The organism is Streptococcus suis (assembly GCF_017601095.1).
GTDB classification, from domain to species: domain Bacteria; phylum Bacillota; class Bacilli; order Lactobacillales; family Streptococcaceae; genus Streptococcus; species Streptococcus suis_Z.
On record NZ_JAGFUX010000008.1, the window covers coordinates 25773 to 42771 of the forward strand.

Annotated in this window: 41 protein-coding genes; 6 read left to right on the top strand and 35 right to left on the bottom strand. The window is 39.3% G+C overall.

The features are described from left to right. Positions 1-18 precede the first annotated feature (18 nt). The 33 genes from J5566_RS07645 to J5566_RS10555 form a co-directional block, all read right to left on the bottom strand. Positions 19-354, bottom strand: coding sequence for an HNH endonuclease (locus tag J5566_RS07645; protein ID WP_208562783.1), 336 nt, complete (start codon positions 352-354; stop codon positions 19-21). 142 nt (positions 355-496) lie between these two features. After that, the gene (locus tag J5566_RS07650; protein ID WP_208562784.1) at positions 497-1063 is read right to left on the bottom strand and encodes a site-specific integrase; all 567 of its coding nucleotides are present in this window, start codon (positions 1061-1063) and stop codon (positions 497-499) included. 124 nt (positions 1064-1187) lie between these two features. Beyond that, complete coding sequence (locus J5566_RS07655; RefSeq protein ID WP_208562785.1) at positions 1188-1613, bottom strand: ArpU family phage packaging/lysis transcriptional regulator; 426 nt, start codon at positions 1611-1613, stop codon at positions 1188-1190. Positions 1614-1617: 4 nt separating this feature from the next. Continuing rightward, positions 1618-1743: a hypothetical protein gene (locus tag J5566_RS10705; RefSeq protein ID WP_279630966.1), complete on the bottom strand. Its 126-nt coding sequence runs from the start codon at positions 1741-1743 to the stop codon at positions 1618-1620. Further along, a complete protein-coding gene (locus tag J5566_RS07660) occupies positions 1740-2006 on the bottom strand; it encodes a hypothetical protein (RefSeq protein ID WP_208562786.1) in 267 nt (88 codons plus the stop codon). The genes J5566_RS10705 and J5566_RS07660 overlap by 4 nt, the downstream gene beginning before the upstream one ends. Positions 2007-2165: 159 nt before the next feature. Then, positions 2166-2717 carry a helix-turn-helix transcriptional regulator gene (locus J5566_RS07665; RefSeq protein ID WP_208562787.1) on the bottom strand — a complete coding sequence of 184 codons (552 nt, stop codon included), beginning with the start codon at positions 2715-2717 and terminating at the stop codon, positions 2166-2168. After that, positions 2693-2899, bottom strand: a complete 207-nt coding sequence (locus J5566_RS07670; protein WP_208562788.1) for a hypothetical protein — start codon at positions 2897-2899, stop codon at positions 2693-2695. The genes J5566_RS07665 and J5566_RS07670 overlap by 25 nt, the downstream gene beginning before the upstream one ends. Further along, entirely contained in the window at positions 2892-3299 is a 408-nt protein-coding gene (locus J5566_RS07675; protein WP_208562789.1) for a hypothetical protein, read from the bottom strand. Before J5566_RS07675 ends, J5566_RS07670 begins: the two co-directional genes overlap by 8 nt. A 44-nt stretch (positions 3300-3343) precedes the next feature. After that, positions 3344-3898: a restriction endonuclease subunit S gene (locus J5566_RS07680; protein WP_208562790.1), complete on the bottom strand. Its 555-nt coding sequence runs from the start codon at positions 3896-3898 to the stop codon at positions 3344-3346. Then, positions 3895-4809: an N-6 DNA methylase gene (locus J5566_RS07685; protein ID WP_208562791.1), complete on the bottom strand. Its 915-nt coding sequence runs from the start codon at positions 4807-4809 to the stop codon at positions 3895-3897. The genes J5566_RS07680 and J5566_RS07685 overlap by 4 nt, the downstream gene beginning before the upstream one ends. Then, positions 4806-5012 (bottom strand): hypothetical protein, encoded by a 207-nt coding sequence (locus J5566_RS07690; protein WP_208562792.1) that lies wholly within the window; start codon positions 5010-5012, stop codon positions 4806-4808. Before J5566_RS07690 ends, J5566_RS07685 begins: the two co-directional genes overlap by 4 nt. Continuing rightward, a complete protein-coding gene (locus J5566_RS07695; RefSeq protein ID WP_208562793.1) occupies positions 5005-5394 on the bottom strand; it encodes a YopX family protein in 390 nt (129 codons plus the stop codon). The genes J5566_RS07690 and J5566_RS07695 overlap by 8 nt, the downstream gene beginning before the upstream one ends. Positions 5395-5506: 112 nt before the next feature. Further along, positions 5507-5686: a hypothetical protein gene (locus J5566_RS07700; RefSeq protein ID WP_208562794.1), complete on the bottom strand. Its 180-nt coding sequence runs from the start codon at positions 5684-5686 to the stop codon at positions 5507-5509. Further along, entirely contained in the window at positions 5686-5874 is a 189-nt protein-coding gene (locus J5566_RS07705) for a hypothetical protein (protein ID WP_208562795.1), read from the bottom strand. The genes J5566_RS07700 and J5566_RS07705 overlap by 1 nt, the downstream gene beginning before the upstream one ends. Continuing rightward, positions 5871-6014, bottom strand: coding sequence for a hypothetical protein (locus J5566_RS07710; RefSeq protein WP_208562796.1), 144 nt, complete (start codon positions 6012-6014; stop codon positions 5871-5873). The genes J5566_RS07705 and J5566_RS07710 overlap by 4 nt, the downstream gene beginning before the upstream one ends. Next, entirely contained in the window at positions 6014-6223 is a 210-nt protein-coding gene (locus J5566_RS07715) for a DUF1642 domain-containing protein (RefSeq protein WP_208562797.1), read from the bottom strand. The genes J5566_RS07710 and J5566_RS07715 overlap by 1 nt, the downstream gene beginning before the upstream one ends. Then, the gene (locus tag J5566_RS07720) at positions 6220-6402 is read right to left on the bottom strand and encodes a hypothetical protein (RefSeq protein ID WP_208562798.1); all 183 of its coding nucleotides are present in this window, start codon (positions 6400-6402) and stop codon (positions 6220-6222) included. The genes J5566_RS07715 and J5566_RS07720 overlap by 4 nt, the downstream gene beginning before the upstream one ends. After that, the gene (locus J5566_RS07725) at positions 6403-6897 is read right to left on the bottom strand and encodes a DUF1642 domain-containing protein (protein ID WP_208562799.1); all 495 of its coding nucleotides are present in this window, start codon (positions 6895-6897) and stop codon (positions 6403-6405) included. Further along, a complete protein-coding gene (locus tag J5566_RS07730) occupies positions 6894-7136 on the bottom strand; it encodes a hypothetical protein (RefSeq protein ID WP_208562800.1) in 243 nt (80 codons plus the stop codon). The genes J5566_RS07725 and J5566_RS07730 overlap by 4 nt, the downstream gene beginning before the upstream one ends. Beyond that, a complete protein-coding gene (locus J5566_RS07735) occupies positions 7136-7447 on the bottom strand; it encodes a hypothetical protein (RefSeq protein ID WP_208562801.1) in 312 nt (103 codons plus the stop codon). Before J5566_RS07735 ends, J5566_RS07730 begins: the two co-directional genes overlap by 1 nt. Further along, complete coding sequence (locus tag J5566_RS07740; protein ID WP_279630968.1) at positions 7447-7725, bottom strand: DUF1372 family protein; 279 nt, start codon at positions 7723-7725, stop codon at positions 7447-7449. The genes J5566_RS07735 and J5566_RS07740 overlap by 1 nt, the downstream gene beginning before the upstream one ends. Before the next feature lie 64 nt (positions 7726-7789). Next, positions 7790-8275, bottom strand: coding sequence for a MazG-like family protein (locus J5566_RS07745; protein ID WP_244228987.1), 486 nt, complete (start codon positions 8273-8275; stop codon positions 7790-7792). Further along, entirely contained in the window at positions 8268-8432 is a 165-nt protein-coding gene (locus J5566_RS07750) for a hypothetical protein (RefSeq protein WP_208562804.1), read from the bottom strand. The genes J5566_RS07745 and J5566_RS07750 overlap by 8 nt, the downstream gene beginning before the upstream one ends. Positions 8433-8442: 10 nt before the next feature. Further along, positions 8443-8676, bottom strand: a complete 234-nt coding sequence (locus J5566_RS07755; RefSeq protein ID WP_208562805.1) for a hypothetical protein — start codon at positions 8674-8676, stop codon at positions 8443-8445. Then, positions 8664-8870: a hypothetical protein gene (locus J5566_RS07760; protein WP_208562806.1), complete on the bottom strand. Its 207-nt coding sequence runs from the start codon at positions 8868-8870 to the stop codon at positions 8664-8666. The genes J5566_RS07755 and J5566_RS07760 overlap by 13 nt, the downstream gene beginning before the upstream one ends. A gap of 2 nt (positions 8871-8872) precedes the next feature. After that, the gene (locus tag J5566_RS07765) at positions 8873-9703 is read right to left on the bottom strand and encodes a phage replisome organizer N-terminal domain-containing protein (protein WP_432215592.1); all 831 of its coding nucleotides are present in this window, start codon (positions 9701-9703) and stop codon (positions 8873-8875) included. Then, on the bottom strand, positions 9703-9939 hold the full coding sequence (locus J5566_RS07770) for a hypothetical protein (RefSeq protein WP_208562808.1): 237 nt from the start codon (positions 9937-9939) through the stop codon (positions 9703-9705). Before J5566_RS07770 ends, J5566_RS07765 begins: the two co-directional genes overlap by 1 nt. A 1-nt stretch (position 9940) precedes the next feature. Further along, on the bottom strand, positions 9941-10195 hold the full coding sequence (locus J5566_RS07775) for a hypothetical protein (RefSeq protein WP_208562809.1): 255 nt from the start codon (positions 10193-10195) through the stop codon (positions 9941-9943). A gap of 1 nt (position 10196) precedes the next feature. Further along, positions 10197-10385 (bottom strand): hypothetical protein, encoded by a 189-nt coding sequence (locus J5566_RS07780; RefSeq protein ID WP_208562810.1) that lies wholly within the window; start codon positions 10383-10385, stop codon positions 10197-10199. A 9-nt stretch (positions 10386-10394) separates the two neighbouring features. Beyond that, positions 10395-10676, bottom strand: a complete 282-nt coding sequence (locus tag J5566_RS07785; protein WP_208562811.1) for an XRE family transcriptional regulator — start codon at positions 10674-10676, stop codon at positions 10395-10397. Position 10677: 1 nt separating this feature from the next. Next, entirely contained in the window at positions 10678-11388 is a 711-nt protein-coding gene (locus J5566_RS07790) for an ORF6C domain-containing protein (RefSeq protein ID WP_208562812.1), read from the bottom strand. After that, on the bottom strand, positions 11381-11581 hold the full coding sequence (locus J5566_RS07795) for a hypothetical protein (protein WP_208562813.1): 201 nt from the start codon (positions 11579-11581) through the stop codon (positions 11381-11383). The genes J5566_RS07790 and J5566_RS07795 overlap by 8 nt, the downstream gene beginning before the upstream one ends. A 99-nt stretch (positions 11582-11680) precedes the next feature. Then, positions 11681-11998: a helix-turn-helix domain-containing protein gene (locus J5566_RS10555; protein WP_244228988.1), complete on the bottom strand. Its 318-nt coding sequence runs from the start codon at positions 11996-11998 to the stop codon at positions 11681-11683. 51 nt (positions 11999-12049) lie between these two features. On the opposite strand from J5566_RS10555, the gene J5566_RS07805 reads away from it, so the two are divergent. Together J5566_RS07805 and J5566_RS07810 are read left to right on the top strand one after the other, a co-directional pair. Beyond that, positions 12050-12394, top strand: a complete 345-nt coding sequence (locus J5566_RS07805; protein WP_208562814.1) for a hypothetical protein — start codon at positions 12050-12052, stop codon at positions 12392-12394. 148 nt (positions 12395-12542) lie between these two features. Then, a complete protein-coding gene (locus tag J5566_RS07810; protein ID WP_208562815.1) occupies positions 12543-13073 on the top strand; it encodes a hypothetical protein in 531 nt (176 codons plus the stop codon). 32 nt (positions 13074-13105) lie between these two features. On the opposite strand, the gene J5566_RS07815 is transcribed toward J5566_RS07810, so the two are convergent. Together J5566_RS07815 and J5566_RS07820 are read right to left on the bottom strand one after the other, a co-directional pair. Then, positions 13106-13246: a hypothetical protein gene (locus J5566_RS07815; protein ID WP_172091127.1), complete on the bottom strand. Its 141-nt coding sequence runs from the start codon at positions 13244-13246 to the stop codon at positions 13106-13108. Positions 13247-13295: 49 nt separating this feature from the next. Further along, a complete protein-coding gene (locus tag J5566_RS07820; RefSeq protein ID WP_244228989.1) occupies positions 13296-13508 on the bottom strand; it encodes a helix-turn-helix transcriptional regulator in 213 nt (70 codons plus the stop codon). 146 nt (positions 13509-13654) lie between these two features. On the opposite strand from J5566_RS07820, the gene J5566_RS10805 reads away from it, so the two are divergent. The 4 genes from J5566_RS10805 (at position 13655) to J5566_RS07840 (ending at position 16803) form a co-directional block, all read left to right on the top strand. After that, positions 13655-14020, top strand: coding sequence for a helix-turn-helix domain-containing protein (locus J5566_RS10805; RefSeq protein WP_208562816.1), 366 nt, complete (start codon positions 13655-13657; stop codon positions 14018-14020). A gap of 6 nt (positions 14021-14026) precedes the next feature. After that, positions 14027-14410 (top strand): ImmA/IrrE family metallo-endopeptidase, encoded by a 384-nt coding sequence (locus tag J5566_RS07830; protein WP_208562817.1) that lies wholly within the window; start codon positions 14027-14029, stop codon positions 14408-14410. 12 nt (positions 14411-14422) lie between these two features. Continuing rightward, positions 14423-15259, top strand: a complete 837-nt coding sequence (locus tag J5566_RS07835) for a type II toxin-antitoxin system PemK/MazF family toxin (RefSeq protein WP_208562818.1) — start codon at positions 14423-14425, stop codon at positions 15257-15259. Between the two features lie 356 nt (positions 15260-15615). Next, entirely contained in the window at positions 15616-16803 is a 1188-nt protein-coding gene (locus tag J5566_RS07840; RefSeq protein WP_208562819.1) for a tyrosine-type recombinase/integrase, read from the top strand. Positions 16804-16999 lie beyond the last annotated feature (196 nt).

The following is a 16999-nucleotide window of genomic DNA, read 5'->3' on the forward strand; positions in this document are numbered from 1 at the left end:
GCCCCCTACTTCAGCTCGCTAGCTACGATATTTTGACCAATCCAAACTTTGTGGAAGGTTCCTATTTCCTATTGTTTTTGTGCCATTTTCGTGATTATCTGCAAATAGCTTATCCGACTTCTGTCGATTGCATTGCCAATGCGCAAGCTGTAGGTTGTTAATATCAGATGGATGTCCGTTCTTGATGATTGGAATGATGTGGTCAATGACTGGACTGAGTGGATGTGGGTATCGCAATGACTTATCAACTGGATTCCCACAGATACCACATGTGCTTCTTGTCTTGAGAATTATCTTCTTGTTCTTCTCGAATGCTACTCTATGTGGCCCATGTCTATCTGGTCTCTTTTCCATTCCTGTTCCCTCTCTGAATTTAACATATCTTATATTCTGTTAAATTGGGACAACTTGAATCAATCCCAATCATACCAACGGTTTCAACCATTTTTCTCGGAAATCAATTTACAATTTCTCAATATGTGAAATACATAGCTTTTTAATAGCTAAAATCGAGCATGGCTTTGTCTAATTCGTCCTGCTTATATCCAATATATCTAAGAGTTATGTCTGGAGTTGCATGATTAAAGATTTCCATTAAGAGTACAATGTTTTGTGTTTTTTTGTAAAAGTGATAGCCAAAGGTCTTACGCATTGTGTGAGTACCAATATTGTACAGACCTATGTGATTAGCTGCCGTTTTGAATATTTGATAAGCAGCAACTCGGCCAATATGCGTGATTCTTAATCCATCTGAATTAACTCTCTTTCTGCTAGGGAATAGATAATCATACGATTTCAAAACATTATCTTTTATGTATTTATCAAGAGCTTTTCTAAGCTCATTATTAATTGCAAACGTTTTGCTTTTGCCTGTTTTCTGTTCGACAATTTCAATGTGGTCTCTCAGAACATCTCTTACTTGTAACTTGACGATGTCACTTATTCTTAAACCAGAATATAGACCACACATTATTAGAATGTAGTTTCTGTGACTTTGAGCGAAAAGGAAGTCTTTCATCCGCTCTATATCATCTACATCACGAATCGGTTCGACTTTCCTCATGTTTTTTTACCTCATAACATAAATAGACAGGTCAATGCCTGTCTAGTTCCTGTTGTCTCATAGTACTATTTTAGCATTGAAAAATGTATATTTACTTTGGTTTTACTTGCCTTTTACTCCAAACTTACTCCACAATTTCTACTTGTTCCCCATTTCGGTAAATCTCAGCAAATTCTAGCAGGGCTTTGTCAAGCAAATCATAGTATGAGCTTTCTGATATGCCTAAGTCAGAGTAAATTGTATAGTCTTTGTTAGGAATTCTGGCTAGATACTTTTCGAATAATACCACCCTACTGTAAGGATCCAACAGATTACTTACGGCTTGTTCGATAGCTTCAAGCTCTAGCAATGCATCTGCTTTTCGTATCGCCAACTTCTCTACCGGCTTCGATGGAGCACTAGACATGTTTCGTGGCATAAATGTGTATTCCTGGGTTACTTTCTGTCCATCAAAATCATTAGCTATTCTTCTCCATCGAGGATAACCACGTAGTATTTTCTTTGCATTCTCTTTCGTCTTACTGACATCTACCTCTGGAAATAATGGCATTGCATCACCTCTTATCTGATTGTTTCTTGTAGGTCTCCCAAGCTCCCATGATGATAGCAATTAGCACTATCGACAGGAATGCAATCACAATCATTGCTGCTAAAAATTTAATAATTTCAAGTAAAATCATTTCACCCTCCATCTTCTCGTATTAGCTCTTTCCTTGGCTGTTTCTCTAGCTATTTCGTCCCAGACATAGTCAGCATTTTCAAGCATGAGGTCCACGCATTTGTCCTTCAGGGTCTCGATTTCAATTTCTTGACGCTCTATGTCTTTGTATGCACGGTTGTAAAGTTCATCTTTCAGGAACTCATTTTCTTTGAGCAACTGAACTACATCAATTTCAATCTTACATCCATAATCTGGTAACAATCTAATTCCATTAAAACTCATTTAATACCTCCTGTAATTTTTTTAAAGTGATTTTTACATAAATCCATACCGTGAAATCTGTTGGAACATCTGTCACAGAGCGGCTTGTCACAAGTAAGTAGCCTTTGATGTCTTTGCGCCAACAAGCCCTTCAACTACTCCTTGGTAATTTTTTCTAACTCATCGCCAAACAATAACCGGATTTTCAATTTTCACTTTCCACGAAGCTTTGTCCAGTTGGTTTATCTGACAGAAAGTGGGTCTACGCTTCTGCGGTGTCGTCTTATGTTGACCTTTCAGTTCATAGTACATGCGATTAATTTCAGCCATGTATTTCATCTGTGGTTTTCTGCCTTCCATCCAACCTTTAACCGTAGTACCATGTCTAGACCCTATCAATTGAGCCAACTTATCGTACGAAATGCCTAGCCGATGTCTGATATAGCTGACTTTTTCGATGATATCTATACCGTCGTCTTTGGCAAGGGCTTTTGTGTCATCGTATATCTTCTGCAATTTTTGCAGGACCTCAGGCGGATTATAGCCAGTGAACTCCCAATTGCCTACATTCGTCTTTGGCACTCCCAACAGCTCTGCGAGTTCTTTCTGTGTCATACCAAGTTTCAACCGTAAGTCTTTGACCGTACCTTCTGCATACGGTTCTGACTCGAGTTTCGGTGCGTGTTTGTCTAACCACTTCTTCTTAATCATATCCCCTCCACATCGTACCAATCATAACCTTCCAACCGCTCCTCGTACCGTCTGAATACTACCTGCCCTAGTTTGACAAGGTCTTGCAACCTAGACCGCTCAATCTCTCGGATGCGGTAGTTGTCCTCATCATCCAGGCACAAGACATAGATATATTTAGATGGGCCAGGCAGTCGGACCGTTTGTATTCCGAATTTAGTCATTCATGTCCTCCAGCTCGAAATAGTCAACCAACCCCTCTTTCAAATCTTCAAGCGTTTCACATTGTTCTAGCAAAGAGGCAACATCATCCTTTGTTGTTTCTTTATCGAGAGTATTTTCTTCAACTGCATCAGCTACCCATTTTGGATGTGTCCCAGCGTATGAAAATTCCTCCTGCGGCAGTAAGTCCAGCAAGGCTTCATAGCGTTCTTCGAGTGAAATCAGCGCTCCGAATACATTGATATAATCAGCATCATCTTTTTTCTGCTCATAAACTCCTGGTTGATTTTGTTTTACAACCTCTGCATAGATTGCTGACCACTCTTTCTCTGTAAAGCTTGATTTTTCAACCAACGCTCCGTATTCAATTTCGTTCCCATCAACATTAATTTTGTAAATCATATTCTACTCCTTTTGTATTTTAAATTAAGACAAATCATCCAACGCTACCCACCGAAATTGTGGGTATTATTCAATTTATTCATGTACTCCTCAAAATAACCTTGTGATTTGCTTTGTAACAAGTCGATTTCTGCTGGAATGGATTGGATAAACCATTCTGACCTATCCAAAATCTCCTCTAGCAAAGCCACAGCTTGCTTTTGGTATTCCATATCAGGCACCTCTATCTCCAATTGACTCAGCCTATGCAAACCTAGTCCGGGCATAATTGTCCCTTCAGCACACGCAGCTAACTCCTTCTGCTTCATCAGTAGCCAGTGAAATAGATACACCTTGTCAATCACTTTTTTAGGTTCAACGATAAAACAATCAGCCTCTGCCCAAAATGACTCAGCATGCAAGTAAACATTTCCAATAGTTCCTTTTCTGGTCAGCCGAATACTGCCAGCTGGACAATTTGAACGATCGCTCATTCCTGTTGGGTTTACACCAGCGCCATAAATCGGAAAGATGCCTGTTTCTGATTTCGTCGCTCGACTTCCTGCTACAAGTTCACAAACCTCAAGCAATTTATATTTCTTTACTTCTTTCGGCATCATGCAGGCGCTCCAAATCGATAATAAGTTTCGTATTGGTCTAGCAAGTCCCTACACCTACGGATAAAAGCGAGATAGTCAATGTCTGCTTGAAAATGCTGGATAATCAGCAGATTGCTCATCAAATGCTTTTCCAAATGATTAACCGCTAAATCATCCAATTCCTTATTGACCGCATCAATGTCTATCTCTTCCTTGACCTGAGGCTCACGAGGTGTTTCCCAGTGGTAGTCATCTGATAGTTGACAACCATCCGTATATACTACCTTTTTCAATTTAGCGTCATAGATTTCTCTGTATACCTCTGGGTTCGTCTTTTCCTTGTCAATGACCAAGAAAAGAACTTCAATACCAGTATCCTCAAAACCGTTTCGAACAGCGTTCAACTCTGCCAATTGATTTCCAATAGTCTGACGCATAATCTTCTCTGTTCCACGATAGGCAATACCGGGAAACATGATGTAAAAACCATAACGCTTAGTGTACTCGAGTGATTTCAGCAAGAAGATATCATCTACCACACCAGACTTCTTCCAAGGGAATTTATTGCGGATTGCCTGTCTATCATCTTCTGGTAAATCCTTAAATTTGATAGAATAAGGCGGATTCATCGCAATGGCATCCACAAGAATATCTTGTTGGTATTGAAAGAAACTCATGTGGTGGACGATGGCGTGTTCATAGTTTTCTTTCAGAGCATCACAGGCCTCTTGTTGGATTTCCACAGCATGAAATTCTGATGGATTGATAAATTGTTCCAGCTGCCCAGAACCTGCCGCACCATCAAACACTGACACGCTATCGCCGCAATACTTCTTTACTTTATCAGCTAAATATTGCCGTAAAACAGGACTGGTAATATACTCGGCAAATTTATTTGCACGCTTTCTGTTATTGTGCTCAACAAATGTCATTTAAGTTCCTCCAACGCTACCCACTTAAATTGTGGGTATTTTTTTGCTTCTTCTTTGGTGCATTTATGAGCCATATACTCTAAAAAATCAAAATCGTTAGTGTAAAATACACCGTAAGTCCCTTGACCGTATTCTAAAAAAGTATATTTCCAGTACGCTGGCTCTGGCACATCGACCAGTAGCACGCCTAGTTTTTTAGTCATTGGTTTCCTCCCTAAAATCTGGATGTTCTAACAACTCAGGATTTTCAAAAACATTCCCAACCCCTTCATAGACATTGCTGATGTAATAACAAACAGGTTCGAACATGCCGTGGTGTAGCTTTACTGGTAAAAGCTCGCCTGAGTTCATTCTAACCACATCGCCCTCAAAAATCTCCTTACCGTTTTTATCGACCACCCCTGTGGATTGCATGAGGATAAAACGTTCTTGCTTGACAATTGGATAAACATCTGTCCGGTTTTTTAAATGTTTTCGATTAAATCCGTAATTCGGTGTATATAATCCGCCTTCGGAATATATAAAGAAACCATGAGACCATTCATTGTGCATTTTATCCCACGCCCTAAATTTTGGTACTACCATTCTTCACCTCTCTACACGCTTGACCAAACAATCACCACAGTAACCTGTCTGAAAGATACTGCCATAGTCCAATGTGCCCTCTTTGTACTTACACCCGCATTCTTCGCAGGTCTCAATTTTCGGTATCATTTTCTGCCTCCTTCATCGTTTCTATGGCATTTGATAAAGCTCTGATATACCCGCCACACTTATTTATGGCATTTACATCCAATAGCGGTCTTTGGCTTTCTATCGTCATCGCCTCAACGAATTGCTTTTTTAATTCTTTAAGTAGCTCAATGTCTTTAGCCATCACTCCACCTCAGACCGTTCAACTGTTTCAACCGTGACATCTTCTGCTTTTATTTTAAAATCGTCAATTATTGAATAAATAAAATCGCTAATAGCTTCGACGGGCGAAAATTTATCTTGGTCATAATCGTAATAGCAATTTAGCCAGTCATTAAGTTTGCATTTAACCCGATGATATTTCTTAATCATTTTCTTCCTCCTTCATAAAATAGCCAACTAGCGCCTAATCCAAACATTATCTTTTGAGCAAGCGTCATCTCGTGGATGATGTTAGGAAGAAACAAATAAATTATCAGGATAAATCCAAAAGACCTTAATAATTGTTTCATCACTCCACCTCTTTCGCAAACCCAGCATCCCAAGCCCAATCAAAATCCTGTTTGATTTCGGATTCGGTGAGTTTTGTTAAGTGTGAGAAGAAAAACGCTTTCCTGCCCATTCGAGCCATTCTAAGACCCATAGTCTCCGTTCTTACTAGTCCATAAATCCTATTCCCTTCTCCGTTCGGGTTGGGAAAAATAATATGATATTTTTTCATAGTTCCGCCTCTGCTTTCTTCAACAATTCAATAGCGTATTTGTGCGAATCGATAAGTTGTTCAGCGTTTTCTATGTCTTCTATGCGTTTCTCATCGTAAAGACATTGTATGGACTCTAGCGCCATTGTTAAGCACTCAATAGGTTTTGTAAAGTCTTCTGTAGTATAAAATTCTGGCATTTAGTCCGCCTCCACAACCTTCACACCACTGCAATCAAATACCCAACCAAAGCCAGCTTTTTCAAGCTTGTCTTTACTCACATGGGCATTTGAAGCGGCCAAGTTCGAACTAAAATACAAAACATTATTCGCTTCAACAAGCGGTTGCCTGTTAAACAATTCCACCGTGTACAGTTTCTCCTGCTCAATCTCAAAGCCGTCCAGCCAGGCACGGGCTATCATTTCAACCTTCTCAGGAATCAAGTCATCATTCCCATCATATGCCCAATCACCGACCTTCTCATCATCATCCAGGTTAGAAAGAACTTTTTGCAAGTGCCAGCCAGAGCGTTTACACTCCTCAATCCACTCCGCCACAAACTTCGGCACCACAACCTTCTGCGGTTCGTGGATTTGGGTGATAACCGATACAATTCGGTCAAATCTTACCGCGGCAGCCTCTCCAAATCCCACTTTGTACTTCTTCAATTCTTCAATCGCTTCCTGTATATTCATCTGTTTCCTCCGCAAGTTCCGCAATGGCATTTAGCCTTATTTCCTTTTTCGTCAAAAAACTCTGGAGCTTTAGCACCGTTATACTCTAATTCGGTCAGCATTCCATTCATACGACAAAATGGACAGGTGTCTTCGCTATAAGTCCATTCACCACACACTGGACATGTTGGGGTAACAGAATACTCCAGCTCACCCAACATATTCACTCCAATTTCTTTTTTATAAATAACTTTCGGCATTACTCTCTCCTTGTCGAAAACGTAATAGATACATCAGCTTGGTATGTGAAATCATGGTCACATTCATAACAATGCGTTTCGTGCTCTCCCTCATCCATGAATGAATGGTTTTCATCCACATCAAACGAATCATACCGAGCGCCACACCAAGGGCAAACAATATCGTCTTCATATTCAGTTTCAACTACTACTCCAGAAAGGATGCGGTCAGTGAGTTGTTTCTCATTTTCATCTTTCATACAAGAAAAACAAAATTCTGAGCGAAACCACTGGTTATCCTTGTGGCACTTAATGCACATTTTATCTGTCATCAGCTCCCCCGCCCTTTCAAATACTCAGGCATCTCCTGCCCGATTTCGATTTCGTGAAACTGTTTCCTGGTCACCATAAACTTCCCATACGGCTTGACCTCGACATAGTATCGTCCGTCAAGCACATCCTTAGCGGTGACCTTGCCGAACATCTCCGTGCCAGCGTTGTCTACTTGGTAGATGATGACTGGTTTTCTTGCCTCTAGTTGCTCAACTTGCTTTTTTAACTTGTAGATAGCAGACATACTTATAGCAAAAGTCAAAACCAGCATTATCATCAAAAATTTAATAGCCTCTTTCACTCAACTTCCTCCATATATGTACTAAATTTGCAGTTTTCCATCACAAATCCCCCTCCTTCACAAACACCCCGTCTATCATCTTGCCTTTTCGGTCCTTGATTTCGTCATAGGCTATCTTTAGACAAGTGTCAGCCGTTGTGCAATTGTGAATAGCCACCGAGTGAATGCTGCTGTGCAACATCATCAAATCAGGCTGAATAAGCGGAATCTGTGTTTCATTATGAAAAACATGCTTGTGCAGTTTGTTCGCAAGATTTCCCAAACCAGCAACCATCAACAACAGTTCAAGCTCTTCTGGAGTAGCTCGAATGTCAGCACCATTCTTGACTTGTAACTCAAGACCAGTCAAGACAACCTGCATATCACCCAAGGCATCTTTAATCAGATCAGACTTGCCTTTGGCAACTCCTTCAAACAGCTCACCAGCTTCCTCCATCAATTTCTCGAACTGCTTAACTGGATTTGCTTCATGTAAGTTGCGGTCGATGAACCATTGTTCAACCTTTTCATCAAGTGTTTTACTCATTTTCAATCCCCCATCTATTTGATAAATAATCTCCAAACCAATCGTCATTACCAATGGCAATGATTTGTTCTTTGCAGACAATATTATTTTCAATCAGGGCATCAAGTGCCTCAGCTTTGGCCATCATCAAGTTTCCCTCCTTGATTGGCAATGTCATCGTTTGTTCTCTAGTCATTTTGTATTTCCTCCGTTAGTTTCTTAGTAATCAAGTAATAACAATCCTTAGCACCATAATCAATGCGAATATGATTGTCATGCCAGGACTTAGCATACCTAGGAACCGAGATAGCCGAATGGACCCTGACATGTTCCTTAATAGCAGCGACCGCATCCTGAATCTGGCCAAAACTCCCAAGCTTAATTGGAAAATAACCATTCGCAATAAATTTCACTTCAAACATTCAGAAACCTCAACCGCATAAAAATTCCCATAGGATTGCAATGCCCGAGCCACACCAATCGCAACAGCCCTACTTGCAAGATAGAAACCAAGCTCTGGCTTGTCCGTGTAACTCAAATCAAAACCAGTAGCACCAATCCGAATCTCCTTAACATAAGGCAACTTCTCCCTAAGACCATGCTTTAAAATAAACATCGCTACTCCTTCCATAGATCCATCGCATCAAAAAATTCAGGCGATGCCGTAACTTCCTTCGATATATCTATTTCTTTATTCCTATCCCGAACCTGCTCAACCGTATGGATGTTCTCCTTCTTCCAATTCCTCAGAATAGCACGGACATAGTTCCAGAAAGGTTTAGCTCGGAATACAGCTTCTTTGAGAGCTTCACGAACTAAATCCTCAGAAACACCATCTTCCACAACAGTCTTCTGAATATCCTCAATTTCAAACGGACTCAGCAAACGACCAAAAGAAGACTCAAAATCTGAAAACAAAGATTGTAGGTCGTATTTATTATCTAAACAACTACTAGATATATCTTTATCTATTTCTTCTTCTCTTTCTTCTTCTCTTTCTTCTTCTAGAGCGTTACCCTGCGTTACTGTAACGTTACATGTAACGTTACCACTTGCCAATAATTTCTGCTTTTCCCTGTGCCTCGCAACACGCTTCCGAGCCTGTTCCCTAGCCTTATCCATACCATCAACACTTTGATGCTTTTCCCAGTTAGGAATGGCAATAGCATTATTGATAATCTCAATCATCCCAAATTGCTCAAATGTCTGAAGAGCAGCCCTCACAGTATTCAAAGGCCGACGAAAAAGGGTAGACAGCATTTCATCTGTATAATGCACACGATCATTCATCATAAGGACACCACTATAATTCTGCTTACCAGCCAAGGTCAGCAGCTTAAACCAAACCACAATAATCGTGTCAGCCTCTGGCAAAGACTCAATCAACAGAATTTTTTCATCATCGAAAATATCCGTGACAATCTTAATCCATTTGATTTCACTAGCCATCATTCCCTCCTTGTCAAGATCAAATTATCAATCCTGTCCCTCACAGCCTTGCCAGGCATCCAATCAAGCTTCCGCATCCGCTTGACATACTTGACATCAATCCCCAGCAATACAGCCAATTCCTCGTTCCCAATATCAGAATTCTGCACCCAAATAGCATAATCAATCCCAGTATTCGCTTTCTGATCAGCGACACGATTAGGCACCTTATGAGCAAAAACATGCCGACGAACCATCTCAGACCTCCCTATCTGCCAACAGCTCAGCCTGGCACTTGTTGACACTTTCTAAGTAATCAATCCGTCTCCGGAGCTCATCAATCAATCTAGCCTGACCAACGCATTCCTGATTTTTCAGCAAAGCCAGCTTCTTGTATTCTTTGGCAGTATGCCGTGCAGTAGCAAGCTCACGTTCAAACTCAGGCTGATGTTGAGGGACGTAGTCACCTTCGTCAATGCCCAAAAACTTTTTCATCAATTCCCAAACTTTCATTCTACCCTCCGTAATACCGATGAATCTGCAAATACCGTAGATTCCGTTCAGGCACAGTTTCAACAGGTGCCTTCTCGACGACATCCAGTTCAACCACAACTGGCTTTCGAATCAACCAGATGAGAATGGGCACCATAACCGCAATCACAACCAGCACCTGCTCAGTCGACAATAGTAACTCCTCTGACATAACAACCTCCTACATTGTCAAAAACCGTTCCACATCAGATTCCTTGTAGTAAATTTTGGATGTTTTTTCAAAAGGAGGTTGATACCGTCTCAAACCAGCATCCTCCCACCTTTTCAACGTTTCATCCCTTAGGTCCAAGTCCTTCATCAATTTCTGACGAGTAACCAAACCACAAGTATGATATTCAAATTCCTTTTCAAGCCGTCTCGTCAAGTAATTCTCGACCACAGCTACAATCTTGTCCAACAAGTTCAATTCAAACCATCTGGATAAAAAACCTTGTTCTTCCATATCAAACACCATCCATAGCATTTAATTCAAAAATCTTCATCTTAGTATTGGTACATGGTTCCCAGGTCAACCAATAAGCAAAAGCCTGTTGTTCAAATTTCTTTGGAAGCATGTCATACCGACTAATAGTAAAATGGTCCTTAAAATCAATCTCAGCCTCACGAAAGACCGACTGAGCAAAAAGCTTGTCCGCATAGGCTGGACTCTCCATCCCACCCAAACAAGCCACAACACGAGCCTTACGCTTCTTCAGAAGCGCCTGAGCAATACTAGGATGAATTGGCTGTTCATTCTTGAGATAGTCCACATCTTCAGCCAAAGCCAACTGCTGCTCTTTCAATTTCTTCTGACCAGTAAACAAAGCGATAAAAGCCTCATCAGATAAACTCTCTGGCACATACTCGCCCTGAAGCCGAATCTGAGGTAATACCTCACTGGTCACCCAGCGCTTAAACTCCCTTGCCTGTGGAAGCTTGCTAGATAAGATCAACGAATAAAGACCAGATTCGTTGATGATAATCATTTCTTGAATTCCACCGCTTGTAGGGATGCCCTGTTTTAGGGCGTCCTCTGAGTCAACGTGAAGTGCAATCGCATTTCGTGATTTTGAGTAACCTAAAATATCAGCCACATCCTTACCAACAAACCAAGGCTCATTGTTAATCGTTACAGTACGAACAACCTGCCCCTGGAAACGAAACATATCATTCATGAACATCCTCCACCATCTTCTGCACTTCCACCACCTCAACATGAGCCTGCTTCAACTGGAGATTTTTAGTCGCACAGTATTCAATCAAATAACTAACTGCCTCGCTTATCTTAATATCGTTCTTGTTGGCAAAGTCAACAACAAATTCATAAGCCTTGGCACTAATTCTTACTACCTTTTCAAAAACTTTCATTTTCCCCTCCTTTGTAAATTCATCTTGCCTGCCGAATTCACTTTTGGTATAATTAATTGATATTTTTGGTATGCGACTGATTTTTCAGCCGCTTTTTTATTATCTAAATTCCTCTGTGCTGACACCCAAAGCATCAGCGATCTTAACGACGTTGCTAAACATCATGTCCTTCTTTCTTGCCGACTTCAACTCAGCCAGCATCTGATAATTCACACCTGCTTTCTTTGCTAAAGCATAAATAGTTAATCCTTTGAGATTAGCCAACTCTTCAATTTTTCCCCACACTTCAACAACCACTACATATAGTTTTATATCCGTCTTTAGACTGATATTTTTTCTATATATAGACCTTTCTATATATATTTGATACCATCTACCTATGACAATCAGGAAAATGAATCCAACTTTAACTACCAAATCTAGTGATTTTCTCCTGTGCGTCAAATAGTAAGGAAAGGAGAATAATACATGATCAATAACTTAGCAAAACTTGATATTCTAGTTGCACACGACATCATAACCAAAGAAACAGACTACAAGTTGATAATCCAAACAGCAGCTGGACAGTACGTTGGTAAACTCTACAATCCCTCAGATACGGATTATCAATATGTATCGCAGATTGGGCAAATTATTAATGATAGTCGTCTATCTAAGTACGATGAAAAAAATCCAACAGCAATCTCTATGGTAGACGTTGAACTTCGGACCTCTTCAATTGCTGGTCCATTCAAAATGCCTTATGTTTGCTTATTTTTAGATCAAATCCTTGGTGTTTCGATTGGCAATTACGAACAGCCGATTGAAGAATAGCGTTTGAGTCTATTGACAAGTCTATCGATGCTCCGATAGACTTTTTCATTTGTCCGCTATACGGATACCGTTTTGGTCTCATCCCCTCCTCCTTTCTACTTTTCTAAAATTTGATATAATAAAAACAAAAAACGATTGGAGTAAGATTGTGCCACAACTAACCGAATTAGAAATTCAACTTTTGACACTTTACGCAACTGTTATCATCGCCATACTAGGCTTTATTTTCAACATCATATCTCTATGGCAAACGAAGAAAGCAACCGAAGATATGGCAAAGCCATATGTAAATGTTTATGTCGATGCCTATGCAATAAAATCTGATTATCGAGTTTATGTTTTCAAAAACTTTGGAAATTCGCCAGCTTATATTGATAAAATAATGATAGATGGAACCTTAGATGAAAATCATAGAAAACTAAAATTTCAATCTCTAATCGGCAATATGCTAGCTCCTGGACAATCTATTACATCTGTCATTCAGAAGGATTTCCACGGTATAGTTACCCTAACCATTGAGTACCATGACCAACACCAAAAGAAATACAAAGATTCCTTCAAATTAGACCCTGACATCTATGCTTCCCTTTTGTACCAAGTACCAGATACAAGCAACGAAAATGACACTGCTAGCGCAATCCGTCAGTCCACAGCAGCCCTACTTCGTAACATGAAATAGCGACTACATCACCACCATAAGTTTTAGTCACATCAATACTGTTTGGTATGGCGAAATCGAATAATAACGTCCTCATCGTCAAGTGTATTGGCGATGATTTTGTTTTTTATATCAATAGCTTCATCCTCTTTTTGAATGAAAAACTCATATTCTACTTTTACCTTTGCGTTCAATTCCCCTTCTCCTTCCTAGTTCGGTTTTGGTAGTTTCAGAAATTCACGTTTAAACCGTGATTTCTGGTAAAAATTTAATGTCATCATAAGAGACATCAAACGCTTTTTCAATTTCAACAATTTTTTGGACATCAGGGAATGTTTTGTGATTTTCCCAATTAGCCCAAGTATCTCCTGTTACACCAACAAGTTTCCCAGCTTCTTTTTGAGTGAGGTCTTTTCTTGTTCGTAGCATTTTTAAGGTCCATTGTTTCAATGGCATCGCCTCCTTTCGTATTTCTGACTATATGTTATCACGGTTTTTCCGTGTTGTCAATAACTTTTTTTGTTTTTTTCGTGTTTTTTTTGTTTTTTCTTGATTTTTTTACGGATTAAGCGTAAAATGTACTATATAAGGAGGAGAAAACCATGGCTTTAGGAAACAAAGAAATAATGGCTGAAAATATAAAACATTTCATGGATAAGAAGGGCGTTGACCGTAATCAGTTGTGTGCTGATTTGGATTTGAAGTATATGACCGTCTCTGATTGGATAAATGCGAAAAGTTATCCAAGGATTGATAAAATCGAGCTTTTAGCGAATTATTTCGGAGTTTCAAAGTCAGACCTTGTCGAACCTCGAAACTCCCCCACAAACCAACCAACCCCTACCATCGACTTCAAGGAAATGGCAGCCGAGTCCATGTCCTACGATGGGAAACCTCTAAACGATGAAGATATTGACCTCATTGCCTCTATCCTAGAAACACGGATGAAGAGTAGAAATAAGGAATAATTGCCTATGATGACACCAGAATCAGTCTGCGCCGAGCGTGGCATTGATTTGGTCTATTTTGACGGTAGAGATACGGACAAGAAAGGCATATACAACAAGCGTGCGAACATGATTGCAGTTGACGCCTATTTGGATGAAATCCAGCATAAGAAAGTTATCTACCATGAAATGGGCCATGAAGACCACGACCCGTCCCAATACGACCGCAGACGCGAACAGTATGAGCTACAAGCAGACAGAAATATGATCCACTACCTGGTCAAAGAAGAACTAGCCCTAATGGACGATATTAGCGAATTTAATTATGTCCGCTTCATGGAAAAATACGACTTAAAAACCACGGTCAATGAGACCATGGTGATGGAAGAATATTTAGATTTAGTTAATTGAAAGGAGAAACAGATGGCTAGCGGCAGAACAAATGACGAAATTGCACTTTATGTCGCACAAACGATTACAGAATTAGAGGAGTATCTTCATCATTTGACTAAGAATGGTGATCCGGATGATGCTCGAGCAGACAAAATCAGTCAATGGGTTGAGTCTTGGACAAAATATTTGAAACAGGAAAAGAAATTCAATCCTAGAAGCATCCCCGCTTTTAAACGCGGTAGCATTGTTTACGTAGATTTAGGTTTCAATGTTGGCACCGAATACGGCGGCATTCACTACGCCATTGTGTTAAACAAGAAAGATTCACGAAATAACACCCTCTTACATATTCTTCCGCTTACTTCAATAAAAGAAACAACAGATGTAGACAATCTTAAATACTACCAATTATCATTATCTAATGAAATCCATCGATTGCTTATTCAGAAAGCACAGAATAATATCAAGTTAATCGCTGAAAAAAAGATTATTTTTGAAGAAAAGCAAGAAAAAATAGATCAGAAAATCGCCGAACTCAAGTCAATATTAAAAGATCAGGTAGTTTCAGAGGATTTAAACCCAAGATTTGAAGAATACTTCGAGAACGAACTATCCAATGTGACTTCTGAGCAACAAGAGGTAGATAAAATCGTCAGAGATATGACTGCACAATCAGAATATCTTGAAAAATTGATTAACAAAATCAAAAATTTAAAAATGGGAAGTATTGCTCTTTTGAACCAAGTAACAACAATCAGCAAATTAAGACTATTGGACCCAATTAACAAGAAATCTTTGCTGACAGATATAACCTTGTCTGCTGAAACTCTTGACATAATCGACGATGCACTCAAAAATATTTTATAATATCTGTTGACAAAAATAAGAACAAAGGTTACAATTGAATCATAAGGTCGCTAGACGACAAAATAAATGATTTCGTCCCTTGAGGACAATTTGAAACCTCTGTTCATCGAGCAGAGGTTTTTTCTATGAATTCTCCCTCAAAAAAACAAATAAAAAAAGGCTCTATAATTTCTACAGTTGACAAAGAGCCTAAAAAAATCCCCACACTCTCCGTCGCCAAACCTTGAGTGTAGGGTACATTACCACCATTCAAAGTAAGTACTTTGAACAGTTTTTAATATACTCATTTTATCAAATCTCACAGATTTTGTAAATTCATCTTGCCTGCCGAATGAACAAAAAATGGAGGGAATAAAATGAAAATCACACAAAAAACAAAGAAAAACGGTCAGATTGTCTACCAGACAAGTCTATATCTGGGAGTTGATAGCGTAACAGGCAAGAAAGTCCGTACCACTATAACTGCTAAGACCAAGAAGGGAGTGCAGCTAAAAGCCAAACAAAAGAAAGCAGAGTTTGAACAATCTGGAGGGACAGTCTATAAAGAGGTCACAATAACCTATTACCACGAACTTGTTGAAATGTGGTTCGATACCTACAAATTAGGAAAAAAAGATAACACTATCCGTGTCTTCAATAATATCAAAAAGAATTATATCTTACCAAATTTTGGCAATGTCAGGATTGATAAAATATCTACTATCATGATCCAAACAACTGTCAATCAATGGGCAATTAAAGCCCATGAAAAGCGGTTCAGCAATCAAAAAGTTACTGGTGTCTACCAGAACTACGCTCTCATCTTCTCATACATACGAAAGATTTTGAAATATGGAGTTAAGCTGAACCTTTTGCAAGATAACCCTGCTGATACTGTTGAGGTCCCATCGATACCAAAGTTAGAAAGTAGTAAGAAATTCTTCTTCACCGATGAAGAATTAAAAAAAATACTTAACTATTTAGAGAACCATAATAGCACTTACATCGAAAAATTATTCAACGTCTTAGTTAAACTCTTACTAGCTACAGGATTGCGAATTAGTGAAGCTTGTGCTTTAGAGTGGACTGATATTGATTTTGAGGCTATGACAATAACAGTCAATAAAACATTGAATAGCAAGGGAGAAGTAAACGCTCCAAAAACGACATCAAGTAATCGTGTTGTCGATGTCGACTACTCTACAATTTCAATGCTCGCTCTATTCAAAAAAGCACAACAAATAGAAGCTATGAAATTTGGGAAAAATGAACGGACAGTATTCTCTACAATAATCAGACCATATCCAATTAGAGCGACACTAAGAACTCGACTATATAAAATGCTTGATGAAATAAGAGTTGAGAAAGCTGGATTCCATGCTTTTCGTCATACGCATGCAAGTTTGCTATTAAATGCTGGTGTGCAATACAAACAACTGCAACTCAGATTGGGCCATGCAAAGCTTGAAACAACCATGAATATTTATGCCCATTTGTCAGAGGAAACGCTAAAGCAGACTGCTTCCATATTTGAACAGAAGATGGAAATGCTAAAATTAGGGTAATTAAAGGGGTAGTATTTTTTTAAAAACAGTTTTTTCACAAACAAGATTGCTTTAATACAGGCATTTTTGACAACAAAATTTCACAAATGAATATAAAGGTCTATTATAGCATGGATGAGCATAAACAAGATGGCTTTGGACTGAAAATCACAAATTTCTAACGATTCTGCATGGATAGTCTATGACAAAAACATCT

What these genes read in the sequence shown, in the direction of transcription:
- J5566_RS07725 (WP_208562799.1), bottom strand. Translation starts at nt 6,897, where the DNA reads ATGAATATACAGGAAGCGATTGAAGAATTGAAGAAGTACAAAGTGGGA.
- J5566_RS10805 (WP_208562816.1), top strand. Translation starts at nt 13,655, where the DNA reads ATGGCTTTAGGAAACAAAGAAATAATGGCTGAAAATATAAAACATTTC.
- J5566_RS07820 (WP_244228989.1), bottom strand. Translation starts at nt 13,508, where the DNA reads ATGCCATTGAAACAATGGACCTTAAAAATGCTACGAACAAGAAAAGAC.
- J5566_RS07760 (WP_208562806.1), bottom strand. Translation starts at nt 8,870, where the DNA reads ATGTTTATTTTAAAGCATGGTCTTAGGGAGAAGTTGCCTTATGTTAAG.
- J5566_RS07785 (WP_208562811.1), bottom strand. Translation starts at nt 10,676, where the DNA reads ATGGAAGAACAAGGTTTTTTATCCAGATGGTTTGAATTGAACTTGTTG.
- J5566_RS07750 (WP_208562804.1), bottom strand. Translation starts at nt 8,432, where the DNA reads ATGACATTGCCAATCAAGGAGGGAAACTTGATGATGGCCAAAGCTGAG.
- J5566_RS07755 (WP_208562805.1), bottom strand. Translation starts at nt 8,676, where the DNA reads ATGTTTGAAGTGAAATTTATTGCGAATGGTTATTTTCCAATTAAGCTT.
- J5566_RS07795 (WP_208562813.1), bottom strand. Translation starts at nt 11,581, where the DNA reads ATGAAAGTTTTTGAAAAGGTAGTAAGAATTAGTGCCAAGGCTTATGAA.
- J5566_RS07730 (WP_208562800.1), bottom strand. Translation starts at nt 7,136, where the DNA reads ATGCCGAAAGTTATTTATAAAAAAGAAATTGGAGTGAATATGTTGGGT.
- J5566_RS07705 (WP_208562795.1), bottom strand. Translation starts at nt 5,874, where the DNA reads ATGATTAAGAAATATCATCGGGTTAAATGCAAACTTAATGACTGGCTA.
- J5566_RS07840 (WP_208562819.1), top strand. Translation starts at nt 15,616, where the DNA reads ATGAAAATCACACAAAAAACAAAGAAAAACGGTCAGATTGTCTACCAG.
- J5566_RS07770 (WP_208562808.1), bottom strand. Translation starts at nt 9,939, where the DNA reads ATGGTTCGTCGGCATGTTTTTGCTCATAAGGTGCCTAATCGTGTCGCT.
- J5566_RS07780 (WP_208562810.1), bottom strand. Translation starts at nt 10,385, where the DNA reads ATGTCAGAGGAGTTACTATTGTCGACTGAGCAGGTGCTGGTTGTGATT.
- J5566_RS07660 (WP_208562786.1), bottom strand. Translation starts at nt 2,006, where the DNA reads ATGAGTTTTAATGGAATTAGATTGTTACCAGATTATGGATGTAAGATT.
- J5566_RS07690 (WP_208562792.1), bottom strand. Translation starts at nt 5,012, where the DNA reads ATGACTAAAAAACTAGGCGTGCTACTGGTCGATGTGCCAGAGCCAGCG.
- J5566_RS07805 (WP_208562814.1), top strand. Translation starts at nt 12,050, where the DNA reads ATGATCAATAACTTAGCAAAACTTGATATTCTAGTTGCACACGACATC.
- J5566_RS07745 (WP_244228987.1), bottom strand. Translation starts at nt 8,275, where the DNA reads ATGAGTAAAACACTTGATGAAAAGGTTGAACAATGGTTCATCGACCGC.
- J5566_RS07685 (WP_208562791.1), bottom strand. Translation starts at nt 4,809, where the DNA reads ATGACATTTGTTGAGCACAATAACAGAAAGCGTGCAAATAAATTTGCC.
- J5566_RS07710 (WP_208562796.1), bottom strand. Translation starts at nt 6,014, where the DNA reads ATGAAACAATTATTAAGGTCTTTTGGATTTATCCTGATAATTTATTTG.
- J5566_RS07775 (WP_208562809.1), bottom strand. Translation starts at nt 10,195, where the DNA reads ATGAAAGTTTGGGAATTGATGAAAAAGTTTTTGGGCATTGACGAAGGT.
- J5566_RS10705 (WP_279630966.1), bottom strand. Translation starts at nt 1,743, where the DNA reads ATGATTTTACTTGAAATTATTAAATTTTTAGCAGCAATGATTGTGATT.
- J5566_RS07720 (WP_208562798.1), bottom strand. Translation starts at nt 6,402, where the DNA reads ATGCCAGAATTTTATACTACAGAAGACTTTACAAAACCTATTGAGTGC.
- J5566_RS07680 (WP_208562790.1), bottom strand. Translation starts at nt 3,898, where the DNA reads ATGATGCCGAAAGAAGTAAAGAAATATAAATTGCTTGAGGTTTGTGAA.
- J5566_RS07740 (WP_279630968.1), bottom strand. Translation starts at nt 7,725, where the DNA reads ATGATAATGCTGGTTTTGACTTTTGCTATAAGTATGTCTGCTATCTAC.
- J5566_RS07735 (WP_208562801.1), bottom strand. Translation starts at nt 7,447, where the DNA reads ATGACAGATAAAATGTGCATTAAGTGCCACAAGGATAACCAGTGGTTT.
- J5566_RS07790 (WP_208562812.1), bottom strand. Translation starts at nt 11,388, where the DNA reads ATGAATGATATGTTTCGTTTCCAGGGGCAGGTTGTTCGTACTGTAACG.
- J5566_RS07835 (WP_208562818.1), top strand. Translation starts at nt 14,423, where the DNA reads ATGGCTAGCGGCAGAACAAATGACGAAATTGCACTTTATGTCGCACAA.
- J5566_RS07650 (WP_208562784.1), bottom strand. Translation starts at nt 1,063, where the DNA reads ATGAGGAAAGTCGAACCGATTCGTGATGTAGATGATATAGAGCGGATG.
- J5566_RS07655 (WP_208562785.1), bottom strand. Translation starts at nt 1,613, where the DNA reads ATGCCATTATTTCCAGAGGTAGATGTCAGTAAGACGAAAGAGAATGCA.
- J5566_RS07695 (WP_208562793.1), bottom strand. Translation starts at nt 5,394, where the DNA reads ATGGTAGTACCAAAATTTAGGGCGTGGGATAAAATGCACAATGAATGG.
- J5566_RS07830 (WP_208562817.1), top strand. Translation starts at nt 14,027, where the DNA reads ATGATGACACCAGAATCAGTCTGCGCCGAGCGTGGCATTGATTTGGTC.
- J5566_RS07675 (WP_208562789.1), bottom strand. Translation starts at nt 3,299, where the DNA reads ATGATTTACAAAATTAATGTTGATGGGAACGAAATTGAATACGGAGCG.
- J5566_RS07715 (WP_208562797.1), bottom strand. Translation starts at nt 6,223, where the DNA reads ATGAAAAAATATCATATTATTTTTCCCAACCCGAACGGAGAAGGGAAT.
- J5566_RS07645 (WP_208562783.1), bottom strand. Translation starts at nt 354, where the DNA reads ATGGAAAAGAGACCAGATAGACATGGGCCACATAGAGTAGCATTCGAG.
- J5566_RS07670 (WP_208562788.1), bottom strand. Translation starts at nt 2,899, where the DNA reads ATGACTAAATTCGGAATACAAACGGTCCGACTGCCTGGCCCATCTAAA.
- J5566_RS07765 (WP_432215592.1), bottom strand. Translation starts at nt 9,703, where the DNA reads ATGGCTAGTGAAATCAAATGGATTAAGATTGTCACGGATATTTTCGAT.
- J5566_RS07700 (WP_208562794.1), bottom strand. Translation starts at nt 5,686, where the DNA reads ATGGCTAAAGACATTGAGCTACTTAAAGAATTAAAAAAGCAATTCGTT.